This is a genomic window from Chryseobacterium sp. sg2396, from assembly GCF_042610505.1.
Lineage (GTDB): Bacteria > Bacteroidota > Bacteroidia > Flavobacteriales > Weeksellaceae > Chryseobacterium.
In genome coordinates, this window is record NZ_JBHGAQ010000011.1 from 60,314 (window position 1) to 73,675 (window position 13,362).

A 13,362-nucleotide genomic window follows, 5' to 3' on the forward strand; every position below is an offset into this window, starting at 1 on the left:
TCAAAGGTAAGAATTGCTTACCAAAATTCCTGTTATATGTTCATTGGAAGGTAATAAACATGGAATGCCGAATATCAACAAAATTATAAAATATAAAATAGGAGTCTTCATGGTTGTTAGTTTCTTATAGGATGCAGAAAAACAAAAAGGTTGCAGCCAGTAAACAAAAAAAGCTCAAAAATTTTTGAGCTTTGTATTTTAGTCCGTTATATTTTACTTACGGATGATGGTGTTCGTCATGGTGGTATGGCTGATCAGCGTATCTTTTTCATCGCGGATTTCTATTTCCGAGACGTGCATGGTTTTTCCTTTCCGGATAAACCGCGCTACGGCCTTTACCGTTCCGTCTTTTTTGCTTTTCAGGTGATTGGTATTGATGTTGGTTCCTACGCCGAAGTATTTTTCGCCGTCGATAAAGATGTTGGACAAGCTTGAACCCATCGTTTCAGCCAATACACAGCTCGCCCCGCCGTGCATGATCCCGAAAGGCTGATGAATCCTTGGAAGAACAGGCATAGTAGCGGTTAAGGTTTCATTTTCAACATCAATATCCGTAAAACGGATCTCCAGGGTTTTGGCGAAAGTCTCACCGCCCCAGCTGTTGATGAATGTCAGTATTTCTTCCTTCGGTTGATCTTTAATGTACATCTTTTATGAGTAATAAGTAGTGGGTAATAAGTAATGAATAATTTTGCCAGTAGCCAGTAGCCAGTAGCCAGTAGCCAGTAGCTAGTTGGCGGATGTTGTTTCGGAATCGGTACCCATGATATTCGGGTTCCAGTTTTCCGGAATTTTCGGGCCGATATCGTTTTTAACGTAGTAGTCCTGGATTTCCCGCATGATTTCCGTAAAAGGTACTGAAGCAAGCCTTTCGTAAGGGATCGTATACCCCAGGAAAATAGTATTCCTTTTGAAATCTCCTGCGGCCAGAACGATGGGGACTTTTGCTGCCAGTGCCATATGGTAGAATCCTTTTCTCCATTTCGGAACCCAGCTTCGGGTGCCCTCGGGAGTGATCACCAGGCTGAAATCATCTTTTGCAAACTGTTCTGCTACGAAATTGATCAGGTCGTTTTTCCGGCTGCGGTCGATCCCGATTCCGCCGAGCGCTCTCACGATCCCGCCGTACCAGGCTTTGGTATGGGCATCTTTGATGATGATTTTCAACGGTTTTCCCAAAGACCAATAGGCAAGATTTCCCAGGATGTATTCCATATTGTGGGTGTGCGGTGCCACAACCAGGATACAGCGGTCCAGGCTGCTTGCATCGCCCTGCAGGACGACTTTCCAGCCCATTAATTTTAAGATCAGTCTGCCAATCAGCTTTTTCATAATATTTCGGTTAAAAACAAAAAAGTACAACCAAAGTGGTTATACTTTACAAATATATTGAAATATTATCGCTCTTAAAACAGACTGCTGATTAAATCAACAATTTTCATTACAATTTCTAATGCCAGTTGTACCATAATTGTTTAATATTTTTAATGAGTGTTTCGGTTATCATTTTTTGTTATACAAATGTAAATATTTTTCCTGAAATGAAGAATTAAATTTTTACATTTTTTTATTTTCTCTGAGAGAAGAAGAGTGTGAATTTCAAACGGTTGGGTTATCTATCCACACCTTCTGCCACTCTCTGGATTTTGGTTATTTGGTTTTTATCGAAATTTCGTTTTTATCCTTATCTACTTTGAAGTCGATGTTGGCGCCTTTCATCTTTTTGATGCTGTGTTTCATCGAGTCGATCACCTGATCTGCTTTGTCGCTGGCTACCTTTTTCCCGTTCACAATAATGCTGTCTTCGTCATCAGAATTGTATTCTATAGTAGAACCGTTTACTGTGATCTTATTCTTTTCGATCTTGATATTTCCGTCTTCGTCTTTTTCCTGGTCGTTATCGTTGATGCCGTCTGCATTGAGATCTCCGTCGAAACTGATACCGTCCTGTTTTACCGGGATCACTACGGTTTTCAGAGGAAGTACCAGCTCATAATCTACGCTGTAATCCCTGAACCGGTGCTCGTAAGGATATTTGATGTAATTCGGGAAGATTACCTTATTACCTATAATATCCACGGGAACGTTTACATTTAAAGGAAGATTGTATCCTTTTGCTTCTTTTTTGATGATCAGATAAGGCGTCTTTACATCGGCTTTTCTTGTCACATCCACATGGATCCAGTCTTTGTGGTAAACCGAAACCTTATCAGAATAAAGATCGTCGTCATACGCAGTGAAATTCTGGGGAATGGTTACCTGTTTAAAATCTGCATAGATCGTATCGGATTTGGTGTTGATTGAAATTTCTTCCGTATCTTCTTTATGACCTTTGAAGAACATTTCCCTTTTCGCCATGCTTATTCCAAAATAAGCGCCGAGTCCTACTACAGTAAGGAAAAGAGCTCCCAATACCCATCCGATATTTCTCAGTTTTGTTTTCGGAGAGAAAATTTTGATGCTTAATACACTAAACAATACGGCAGGAATTAAAGAACCAATGATGATCAGTGCTGAAAATACGGTATAAAGTCCGTCATCATCAAAAAGAAATTTCATTTCATTGGCCCCCGGAAAATTGGAATCGATCCCGAATAAACCGAACAGAACAAATACCCCGATGATGCTTCCGAAAGCCATGAGGGCAAAGAACACTCCCACGATGTATTTTAGGATATTCCAAACACCGCTGCTTGCGTTATTAATGTACGGTTTGTTTTCGATATAGATTTCGCCCGCTCTTGTCGTGGTTTCATTCGCAAACTGGACCAGTTTGCTGGATTCTTCCTTTAGGTTATCGAAGTTCAGCGGTTTTCCTTTCATTTTCAGGAAGTCGGATGCCGTTTCAGCTTTCGGAAGCACTGCCCAAAGGATAAAATAAAGAAGGATTACAAGAAAAGATGATCCTGGCGCTACCCAAAGGAATAGAAATGCACCTACCCAGATCAGCCTCATTACCGTGATATCCATCCCGAAGTAAGCTGCCAGACCGGCGCAGACCCCTGCAATCTTCTGCTTTTCAGGGTCACGGAACAGCTGCTTTTTATCGGAATATTCCGTTCCCGTGCTGTTTGTTCTTTTTGTATTTTTTTCAGAATAATAGGCTTCTTCCTGTTCTTCAATCTTTTCCGGGCTTCCGATCTGTGCGATTACCCTTTCTACATCGGAGTCGTTGATCACTTCACGTTTTGCCATGGAATCCCTGAAGATTTCCACCATTCTGATTTCTATATCGTGCATTACTTCATCCGCCTCTGAAGCATCCAGTGAGCTTCTCAACGCATTCAGGTAATCGCTCAGTTTTATATATGCGTGTTCTTCTATGGTGAAAGAAAAACCGGCAAGTCCTATTGAGAGTGTTTTGTTCATAGCTTTGTTTTTAATGTTTTTGAGTGATTTGGTTAACTGAATCTGTCAAATCGTTCCAGGTATTTTGAAGTTCGTTCAGGAACAGTTTCCCTTTTTCCGTGATCTGGTAATACTTCCTTGGGGGACCGCCCGTGGATTCTTCCCATCGGTACGAAAGAAACTCTCCGTTTTTTAATCTTGTTAAAAGAGGGTAGAGGGTTCCTTCCACGACATCCAGCTTTCCTTTTTTCAGTTCGTCGATCAGATCGGAAACATACATTTCGCGGTGATTGATGAGACTTAAAATACAGAATTCCAGAATCCCTTTCCGCATTTGCGCTTTGGTATTTTCGGTATTCATCTTTAATAAGTTTTGTTAATTAGTTATATAATCTTCGAATCGGGAACCCGGCCAGCAGAACCTTCTTCGATTTTACATTACAAAGATATGTAATTAAAATGGTATTATGCAATACAAAGTAGTGAAAAAATAATTATTTATTATGTAAGATATTGAAAATCAAAGTAATTATTTTTGTATTGAAAGTTAAGTCTATGGGGAGTTCTTATAAAACGGGATTAAATTTTAATGATTTTGCCTCGCAGGCTGGTCGTTCTTAAAGTAACCAATGCCTTTTTCTCCAAAGTTTCCTGATGGGAACGAAAGTGAAATTTTTTATAGAACTTACGGACAATCAGCGCCATTTCCATCATGGCAAAATGTTCGCCAATGCAGAGGCGCGGCCCGGCTCCAAAAGGGTAATAGGCAAAATTCCGGGCATTTTCATCGTCAAAACGTTCCGGAATAAAATCATCAGGACGGTCCCAGTACTTAGGGTTCCGGTGAAGTCCTGAAATATAAAGGATGATCAGTGTCCCTTTCTCCCATGAATAATCTTTGAACCGGTCGTCTTCCAGTGCCTGGCGATCCATTGCCCACGCCGGAGAATGCAGCCGCATGGCTTCTTTAATGACATTGGTGGTAAAAGATTTCTTCATCAGGCTTTCTGTCGTAAAAGCATGTTCACCTGATTCCTCAATTTCCAGCCGTAATTTCTTTTCCGTATCCGGATGTTGGCTGATCTCAAAAAAAATAAAGCTTAATGCATTGGCGGTAGTTTCATGCCCGGCAATAAAAAGAATCAGCATTTCATCCACCAACTGCTGATCAGACATAGGAAGTCCTGTATCTTCATATCTGGAATGGATGAGCATATCCAGCAGGTCATTTTTTTCCTCACCTGAATTTCGGCGTTTATCCAGAACATTCTGAATAATGGCCTTTGACCTTTCGCTTTTTTGAATGGTCTTTTTAATAACGCCCAATGCCTGCAGAACCTGGGTATAAAAAGGCAGCCGGACTTCTTTTGCAAAAACTTCCTGTACTTCGGTAATGATCTTTCCCAGTTCTTTCACCTCGTTTTCCTCAATATCCGAACTGAAAAGGGTTTTCGCCACGATATTAAACGCCAGCGTATGGAAAAGATCATATAAATCCACTTCAGGTTCCCGATCAAATGGCTGAAATACTTTATCGATTTCCTCATCCATAATGGAAACCAGATTAGCGATTTTGGCTTTGCTGAAGCCGGGCTGGATCAGTCGCCTCTGCTGGAGCCAGTCTTTTCCGTTGTTGGTAAGCAGTCCGTTACCAAGGTATTTCCCCAGTGTGATGGATTGTATTTCCGATTTGAAATAATTTTTATGATTCTGCTTTAAAATATATTCGATGAATTCCTTATCCTGTGTGAAGATGAATTTTTTGTCCGTAAAAGAAGCTTTCAGATAATAGCTGTCTCCGAAGATGGCGTGATTTCCGCTGATAACGCCCAGCGGATCCTTTACTCCGTTTAAAAGGGCATATAATTTTCTTTTTCCTGTAATTTCCGGAGGATAACTGAATTGAGAAGCCATACTGAATATTTACCTTAAAAATACAACTAATCTCTCATAGTGATTGTATGGAATTTAAAAAGTTGATGTTGGGAATCGCAAGCACACAAGGAAATTTTGTATTCATAGTGCAGGAAGGTGCAAGATTATTTTTGATAAAATGTAATGCCGCTTATTTTTATGTATAATCAGATGTACGGTATAAAAATTTGAAACGGTCATATTTATTGCGACTGATACAGCTAATTAAAGAAAAGGAATCAATAAAAAAGGTATTGCTGAATCAATAGAAATGGGCTTCAGCCCATTTATTTGATAATGTGCGATAATTGGCTTTTAGCCAAATTAACCACAATAAAAACATTAAGTTTTTACCAGATGCAATTGATCGCAAATGTAGCATTTTAGATGTCGATAAGTTCAACCATTTGTTATACCGTACTCACATTAAATAAAATTATCTTCAAAAGCCGTATTTTTGCAAAAAATTACCATCACTTAAACAAAACAGCAATGAAGATCCAGAAAGAAATCGACTTTATCCTGGCGGTGGACGCCCTGAAAAATGTACAGCGGAGAAATTACAATGCCGACGATTCAAGAAGGGAAAATACAGCAGAACATTCCTGGCAGATTATTATTTTGGCCCAAATTCTTTTTCCGTATGCTAAAAACCGAGCAGATATCGATTTGCTGAGGGTGATCCGCATGCTGTCCATTCATGACCTGGTGGAAATTGAAGCAGGGGATACTTTTATATTTGACGAAGCGGCGATGGTCGGGAAATTTGAACGGGAAAAAATTTCAGCCCAGAAGATTTTCGGTATTCTGGATGAACCGTTGCGGTCCGAATTTTTTAACCTTTGGCTTGAATTTGAAGAAGAGCAGACGCCGGATGCCATTTTTGCCTGTGCGATCGACCGCATTATGCCTTTTATCCTGAATTCGCATACCTCGGGAAAGAGCTGGACTGAAGCGGGTATAACGGAAAAACAGATCCGGAATATGCTGGAAAATGCCATTAGCCGGGCATCTGATGAATTGGGAGAAGCGTTCCAGCTGCTACTGATTAAAAACCTGGAAACAGAGAAGGTGCTGAAATAAAGTAAACCTGAAATAGAAGCCTGTTTAAAAGGTTGGACGATGGAAGCTGGAGGCTGGAGGTTTTTTCAATTGGCATATCGATAACAGTCTGAAATATCAAATGATCTGCGTAAGGGATAAAATTAGTTAAAATCCTGATCATTTTTTTTCTTTTTTAAATCAGTGAAAATAAATTATATATTATCGAATTTACATTGAAATATCCAGGTTTTGCAGATTCATAAAATAAAAATCGGCGGGCAAAGCCCGCCGAAACTGATTAAAAAAACAATGAGAAGTATGAGTTCCGGCGAACTTTGGTCGCCGGAACCTGTTTATAGGATTTGGATCGGTTTCTTGAATTCATCAATGGCGACAAAAGTAAAATCACCTACGATGGCCTTTTCCCTTTCGTAGGAATACATCTGCTCGGTATAGATTTCCACATTTACTTTCAGGCTGGTTTTTCCTACATGAACTACCTTTCCGATCAGTTCCACAATGGTCCCGGCAGGAATCGACCTTTTGAAATCGATCTTGTCACTGCTTACGGTCACCACGCGTTTTCTGGCAAAGCGGGTGGCTGCAATAAAGGCTACTTCGTCCATCAGCTGCATGGCCGTACCTCCGAAAAGCGTATCGTAATGATTGGTTGTATTGGGAAAAACCGCTTTGAAAATTCGGGTTTCGGACTTTTCAATTCTTTCTTCTGTCGTCATATTTCATTATTAATTAAAGCGAAATGAAATAGATAACATAACAGCAGAGCAGAGATGGGAATCTCCGTTGTCCGTCTGGTCAATAAACTTCAAATCGCGAAAGTTTTATGGTAAAGAAAAGGCAGGTCTCCTGACTTGTAACATCTTTATTTCCTTCCCATCCGTTGCTCCGGACAGTGGATCATTAATAAAGACTGCAGTTACTTACAGTTGCGCGACAGTTCGTGATTTTCACACGATTCCCTTTTAATCTGCGGTTAAGCAGAACCGGTTTCCTGGAAAGTTCAAAATACAGCTATTAGGCCGATAGAAAGACTTTCCGATGACAAAAGTAATGATTATTGATGAATTATTCAGGATTTTTGAAAATGATCTGGCTTTCGGCCTTTCCCTGCTTAATGGTCCAGATCGTGGTATAACGGTTCTGTCCGGAACCATTGATCATATAAAGGAAAATATGGTCGTTGTCGATGGCCGTTACGCCCACATTATTGAAATCCATGGTTGGCTGGAACATATTCTTGATGGCATCCCTTACGAAAACGGAGCCCCGTCCCGGCTGCTGAACCCGTACGGATTTAATTTCGGTTAGGTCTTCAGGAAGTTCTTTTCCTACGCCCCATGCTTTTACCTTATCCACTTTAAGGATATTTCCTTCCGCATCTTTCTCCTGCTTTTTTATCTTTGCATAAGAAGGGTAGACATCGATAATAACTTTGGTCCGTTGATTTCCCGGAATTTTCGGATTGGAATCATCGGTAAAGATCAGAGATTTCCCGTTCTTGGATTTGGAGGGGGTAAATTGTGGAAGCTTGTCTACGAAAACCACCCGGTTTTTATTCACCATGCCTTCTTTGGTAATGCTGTCATACCGTACGAAAGGTTTTTCGGTGTCTTCTCTTTCAGGATATTTGATCCAGATCCACTCGGTTTCTCCCGGAGCCGGCTTTTCGTAAATAAACACATCACCCGTCTTCATGCGGATCTTATCGACGATTTTCCGGTAATCATCTTTATGGACCCGTACCATAGCATAGCCTTCTTCAGCTTTTACCACCCCGAAAGGAACTTTGTTCTGGCCTTTGGCAAAAGCCACGGAAAAAATACTGAAAACGGATATATACAATGCTTTAGATACGGAAATCATCATGAAATTTTTTAATAGTCCAAATATATAAATTAAACTTGTTTAAACTTTTTATTCCACCACAAAAGTCACAAAAGATTTAGATTTTATTTGAAATTAAATGCTGCAAAGGATTAAAAAAATATGCAGCCGTTTGAAAATTTTTGATTTTTAATGATGAGAATACTATTCAAAAGTCTGCGTTTTGTTATTTTAATAAAAAAGCTAGATCATTCGATATCCAGGAACGTCAGCCAGTATGCTGACCAGATCAGCTTCCGGTATCCCGCATTCTTCCAGCCTGTTACCTGATTCCCACCGCAGATTTATTTTACTTGAATACTACTTTCGGGCAGATAATAATGCCGCTGTAATTCATTTAAGTCTTTAATTCGCTTCAAAGAGCCATCGTGAAGAACGTAAATGTCGTCTGAAATCTCTATCAAATTCTGCACATCAAAATCTGAAATGATAAATCCTTTTTCTTTGGATCTTTCTTTTATCATTTTCATTACTTTTTCGGTGAAGATGGGAGAGAGGCCGCTGTAGGGCTGGTCCAGCAGGATAAATTCGGCTTCGGAATGGATGACCGTCATTACTTCCGCCAGTTTTCTTTCGCCACCGGAAAGATTTCTTACGGTCCTGTTCAGGAATGGCCGGAGGAGATCATCACTAAAAAGTTTTCTGGTATTTTCCGGGTTACAGAACAAAGGAATCAGTTCTTTAATTTTAATATGCTTCGGGAACATTGGGCTTTGTGGAAGATAGGCGATCTTATTTCGTCTGTCCGATTGCTTCGTCAGCACCTGTTCGTTGTATTTGATAAATTGAGAATCTCCTTTCATAGTTCCGAAAATAATTTGAAGTAAAGTGGATTTCCCCGAACCGATTCGTCCCAATAAGGCCGTAATATTTCCTGTTTCACAACTTAGGCAGACATCCTGTAAAATTTTCTTTGAACCAAAGGATTTTGTAATTCTGTCGATATGTAATTTATTCATAAAAATTTAGAGATCAGATTAATAACAAAACCGATTGAAACGGTAGTGATCCAAAGAAACGATTTTGAAAAACCGAAATTGGCAAAGAACACGTACTCATTTCTAAATCTCAGTTCATAAATTAAAAAATGAAAAACAGGGAAAATAATAAGGAAGCAGAATCCGAAATTACCGATGTTGAACCCCGTCTGAAAAGCTAAAAGCAATGAAAACAATACGGCCGGAATGAGCAATTTTATATAAAAGATCCAAAGGATTTTTAGCATTTTAATCATATTTCAAATATAATAAAGATAAGTTTTTGATTTAATTCATTATCTTTAGCTTACTTAATAACTTTTGAAAACAATCTTAACCATTAAATATGATAAAACAATTACTTTTTTTCTTTATTTTTCTCTCAGGAATTTCATTTTTTCAAAGCAAAAATGTACCGGCGCGAGATCCCGGCTACTGCTATCTTTGTGATACGGTGCCCGCGAATGTACAGGTTTCCAATATCACCATGACTTCCGGAACGGTAACCTGGACCACCGATCTGACTGCAACTTCTTATATGATAAGATTCAGGATGTATCCGGCTTCTCCGTGGGTCAACGTTGCGCAGATTTTTGTTAACTCCTTTACAATAACCGCTTTATCACCGTGTACTACCTATGAAGTGCAGGTAGCAAAAGTATGCTCCGGTTCTCCCACGACAAGTGCGTGGTCCGAATCCGTATTTTTTACCACTTTATACATGAATTATTGCGCCGCATCTTCATTAAATGCTAATGTAGCTTATATTTCAAATGTAACGGTAACCCCTGCAGGAAGCGGTCTTTCTCCGATGGTAAGCAGTTCCGGGACTTCAAATTATACGGATTACCGGCCCGATCCTACTCGAAAAGTGCGGCTGATGATCGGCAGTACGGGAAACCAGATTTCCGTTTCCAAAACGTGGATAGGATCTCCGAATCCTGTTTACGTAAGGGCGTGGATCGATTTTAACGGTGATGGGGTGTTTGATTCATCGGAAATGATGCTTTCTTCGGGTTCTTCCGCTTCATCTACCGCAACGTCAACATTTGCCGTTCCTGCAACGGCTTATCAGACAGGAACAACCTGCGGGGTAGACATGAGGGTAATGATCAGTGAAACCCTGACAAGCTCTGCCTGCGGAACATTCACTTATGGTGAAGTAGAGGATTACAGCGTTTATCTGTTAACGCCTGCGAATCTTTCAACCAATGAAATTACTCAACAGAAGGACATCAGAATTTATCCCAACCCAGCCTCCGATGTTTTAAATATTTCAGGATTTGAAGGAACTGAATTTGAAATTAACAATGCAGCCGGACAGCTGGTAAGTAAAGGGAAAATTTCCGATCAGATGGTGCCGGTGCGCGATCTGTTAAAAGGGATTTATTTTATCCGGATTAAAGACAAGGAGAATATGACCCAACTGAAATTTATTAAAAAGTAAAAAGTTCTGCATTCAATAACAATTAACAGAAAGAGCGTACCATTAGTGATACGCTCTTTTTTTATACATTAATCATTTCTGAGCTTCGCTTTTATCTTATGGGTTTGAATAATTTTTCTCAGCTCTGAAATCTGATTTTTAGTAAAGGACTTTTTCGGAACCATATTCATGATCTTCGCACTTTGATAGATCAGGAACCAGTCTTTATTTTCCTTGACCTTATAAACGGAACTCCAGGCCATTTCTCCGTCAAAAGTCTCTCCCTGAATCCGGATTTTTTCTTCTGCAAAAGTATAGGCAATGCTTTCCCGGATATTCTGGTTTCCATTAAAAGCATATCTTACGCTGAAAAAAGAACGCACCAACATAAACAAAAGCAAAATAGCATACCACATCGAAGCCGATTGCAGAAGATCCCTTTCCGTAATGCCATCCACCGATTCTTTTATGATAAAAAATACCAGAAGCACTGATGGAAAGACAAGCAGCCGTATTAAAGAGCTTTTTACATGGAAAATCAGGAAATCCCTGAAACGGATCTGTGTTTTTACCGTTATCATAACGGATCAAATTCTTTCCAGCTCATCTGCATCAATCGTTGTCTTAAAGGTTCCGTAATTCACAATGACCTTATTTCTCGAAATCTTTTCAATGGTTCCGACGCTGGTGCTTCCGGTAATCCGTACACGCTGGCCTTCTTTCAGCCAGAGCGCGCGGTCGGTTTTTCGTTTCTCCTCCAGCTTTTCATTGGTTTCGGCGATTTTTTCGATCACTTCCTCTTTTTTCAGCTGCTGGGTGATTTTGCGTTTTACCACCTGCAGGCGTTTGCTCTCATCCTTATCGGCTCCGATCTTCCTGAATTTTTCCTGCTCCAGGATCTTCACGAAATCCTTTACGACATCTTTCCGGGATTTTCCCTTCACATAACTGTCGATAAAAGCTTCGATCTTGTTTCCGAACTGCAGTTTGCGGTGCTCCTCTTCATACAGCTTCTGGAAATTGTACAGCTTCTGCTGAAGCTGGTCGTTCAGCTTCTGAAGATTATCCCGCTTGTCTTCTACGGATTCTTTCCGTTCGGCGAGATCGGTTTTCAGCTTTTCCACTTCATATTTTTCCTGCTGGAGCTTAACGATGGTTTTATCCAGGTTGACGATATCATGTTCCACTTTTTTCTTTGCAGAATGGATGATGAATCTCGGAATCTTATTCTTCTCCGCTACCTCAAAAGTAAAAGAACTTCCTGCCTGTCCTACTTCAAGTTTGTACATCGGTTCCAGCGTTTCCTCGTTGAACAGCATAGCTGCATTCTCAGCATTCGGAAGCTGTTCTACCACCAGTTTAATGTTGGTGTAGTGGGTGGTAATGATCGCAAAGCTTTTTTTATCGTAGAAAAACTCAAGGAAACTTTCTGCCAAAGCGCCACCCAGCTCAGGATCGGAACCCGTCCCGAACTCGTCGATCAGCAGAAGCGTATTCGCATCGGCTTCACGAATGATCCCACCCATTTTCTTCAGTCTGGAAGAATAGGTGGAAAGGTGGTTTTCGATAGACTGGTTGTCGCCGATATCCGTCATGATCTTATCGAAGAAAAACATCTCCGATTTCGGATGGGTGGGAACCAGGATCCCGCTCTGGATCATCAGCTGGAGCAGGCCGACGGTTTTCAGCGTGATTGATTTTCCTCCCGCGTTCGGTCCGGAAATACAGATGATCCGGTTATGGTCCGTCAAGGAAAGTGTCTGAGGGAAAATTGTTTTATTTTCCGCTTTATTTCTAAGGAATAAAAGCGGATGGAAAGCTTCCCGCAGCCGCAGGGTCTTATGACGGTTGATTTTTGGCAATACTCCGTTGATCAGTTCGGCAAATTTTGCTTTGGCCCTCGTTAAATCCAGGTCGAAAATATATTTCTGGTATCTCCACAACTGAGGCTGGAACTCGGCCAGCTCTGCGGTCAGCTTTCTAAGGATCTTATCAATTTCCTTTTTCTCTTCCTCTTCGCTTTCTTTCAGTTTGAAATAATGCTTTACTACTGAATCCGGCTGGATGTAAGTGATGGAACCGGTTTTAGACAATCCTAAAACCCTTCCCGGAACCCTTTTCTTGAATCCCGATTTTACGGCCAATACCCTCTGGTCATCAATAATCGTCTCACGGATGTCGTCCAGGAATTCACTTTGCCCGTAATTGAATAAGGCCCGGTTGAAATTTTCCTGGATCGCTTTTTTAGCAACCTGAATTTCCGTTCGTAACCCTTTTAAAACCGGTGAAGCTTCACTTTTTACCTCTCCGAACCGGTTAAAAACTTTATCTACCTTGTCAATGATTTCTTTTTTGAATTCCAGTACCAGCACGTCTTCCATTAGACTAGGGAAGGTTTCAGGCATGGTCGGGAAGAATTTCTGCAGTTTTCCGATCTGTTCCGTCAGCGTTTTGATTTTCATGAAAGCACTGTTTTCCAGACGGTAATTCTCGATCAGCATCAGTTTCAGTTCGTTTTCAATATCTTCGTATTCATCAAAAGGTACTGCATTCGAACTTTCAAAACTCGACAGGTATTCAGACGTTTTTTTCAGGGAAATTTCTGCCTCGTCAATTTCCATCGGACGGAGCTGAAGAATTTTTTCCTTTGTCTTTGGGGAATATGCAAAAGGAGAGATCTCCGCGAGCAATTGCGGAAACTCTAATTCGTTTAAATCTTCTTTATTTATATACACAGTGCAAATTTAG

12 protein-coding genes and 1 riboswitch are annotated in these 13,362 nt (G+C 40.5%); of the genes, 2 read left to right on the forward strand and 10 right to left on the reverse strand.

Annotated elements, in window-relative coordinates; translation table 11 throughout:
• Positions 1 to 213: 213 nt before the first annotated feature.
• The 5 genes from ACED20_RS12665 to ACED20_RS12685 form a co-directional block, all read right to left on the reverse strand.
• Positions 214 to 648, reverse strand: a complete 435-nt coding sequence (locus ACED20_RS12665; protein ID WP_378104929.1) for a PaaI family thioesterase — start codon at positions 646 to 648, stop codon at positions 214 to 216.
• 81 nt (positions 649 to 729) lie between these two features.
• Complete coding sequence (locus tag ACED20_RS12670; RefSeq protein WP_294203275.1) at positions 730 to 1,332, reverse strand: 1-acyl-sn-glycerol-3-phosphate acyltransferase; 603 nt, start codon at positions 1,330 to 1,332, stop codon at positions 730 to 732.
• A gap of 318 nt (positions 1,333 to 1,650) precedes the next feature.
• Complete coding sequence (locus ACED20_RS12675; protein WP_294203277.1) at positions 1,651 to 3,369, reverse strand: PspC domain-containing protein; 1,719 nt, start codon at positions 3,367 to 3,369, stop codon at positions 1,651 to 1,653.
• A gap of 10 nt (positions 3,370 to 3,379) precedes the next feature.
• Complete coding sequence (locus ACED20_RS12680) at positions 3,380 to 3,709, reverse strand: PadR family transcriptional regulator (protein WP_292010356.1); 330 nt, start codon at positions 3,707 to 3,709, stop codon at positions 3,380 to 3,382.
• Between the two features lie 218 nt (positions 3,710 to 3,927).
• Positions 3,928 to 5,262 (reverse strand): cytochrome P450, encoded by a 1,335-nt coding sequence (locus ACED20_RS12685; RefSeq protein WP_294263458.1) that lies wholly within the window; start codon positions 5,260 to 5,262, stop codon positions 3,928 to 3,930.
• A gap of 492 nt (positions 5,263 to 5,754) precedes the next feature.
• Here ACED20_RS12685 and ACED20_RS12690 point away from each other — a divergent pair, with 492 nt between their 5' ends.
• Positions 5,755 to 6,345 carry an HD family hydrolase gene (locus ACED20_RS12690; RefSeq protein WP_294311883.1) on the forward strand — a complete coding sequence of 197 codons (591 nt, stop codon included), beginning with the start codon at positions 5,755 to 5,757 and terminating at the stop codon, positions 6,343 to 6,345.
• Between the two features lie 314 nt (positions 6,346 to 6,659).
• On the opposite strand, the gene ACED20_RS12695 is transcribed toward ACED20_RS12690, so the two are convergent.
• The 3 genes from ACED20_RS12695 to ACED20_RS12705 form a co-directional block, all read right to left on the reverse strand.
• A complete protein-coding gene (locus tag ACED20_RS12695; RefSeq protein ID WP_149247180.1) occupies positions 6,660 to 7,043 on the reverse strand; it encodes an acyl-CoA thioesterase in 384 nt (127 codons plus the stop codon).
• A gap of 102 nt (positions 7,044 to 7,145) precedes the next feature.
• A riboswitch (cobalamin riboswitch) is annotated at positions 7,146 to 7,330 on the reverse strand.
• Between the two features lie 62 nt (positions 7,331 to 7,392).
• Positions 7,393 to 8,193: a hypothetical protein gene (locus ACED20_RS12700; RefSeq protein WP_294220025.1), complete on the reverse strand. Its 801-nt coding sequence runs from the start codon at positions 8,191 to 8,193 to the stop codon at positions 7,393 to 7,395.
• A gap of 302 nt (positions 8,194 to 8,495) precedes the next feature.
• Positions 8,496 to 9,170, reverse strand: coding sequence for an ATP-binding cassette domain-containing protein (locus ACED20_RS12705; RefSeq protein ID WP_378104935.1), 675 nt, complete (start codon positions 9,168 to 9,170; stop codon positions 8,496 to 8,498).
• Between the two features lie 364 nt (positions 9,171 to 9,534).
• Between ACED20_RS12705 and ACED20_RS12710 the strand changes: the two genes are divergently transcribed.
• On the forward strand, positions 9,535 to 10,635 hold the full coding sequence (locus ACED20_RS12710; RefSeq protein ID WP_378104937.1) for a GEVED domain-containing protein: 1,101 nt from the start codon (positions 9,535 to 9,537) through the stop codon (positions 10,633 to 10,635).
• A gap of 68 nt (positions 10,636 to 10,703) precedes the next feature.
• Here ACED20_RS12710 and ACED20_RS12715 read toward each other — a convergent pair whose 3' ends face one another.
• Together ACED20_RS12715 and ACED20_RS12720 are read right to left on the reverse strand one after the other, a co-directional pair.
• Positions 10,704 to 11,195: a YcxB family protein gene (locus tag ACED20_RS12715; protein ID WP_378104939.1), complete on the reverse strand. Its 492-nt coding sequence runs from the start codon at positions 11,193 to 11,195 to the stop codon at positions 10,704 to 10,706.
• Between the two features lie 6 nt (positions 11,196 to 11,201).
• Positions 11,202 to 13,349, reverse strand: a complete 2,148-nt coding sequence (locus ACED20_RS12720) for a DNA mismatch repair protein MutS (RefSeq protein ID WP_378104941.1) — start codon at positions 13,347 to 13,349, stop codon at positions 11,202 to 11,204.
• Positions 13,350 to 13,362: the final 13 nt, after the last annotated feature.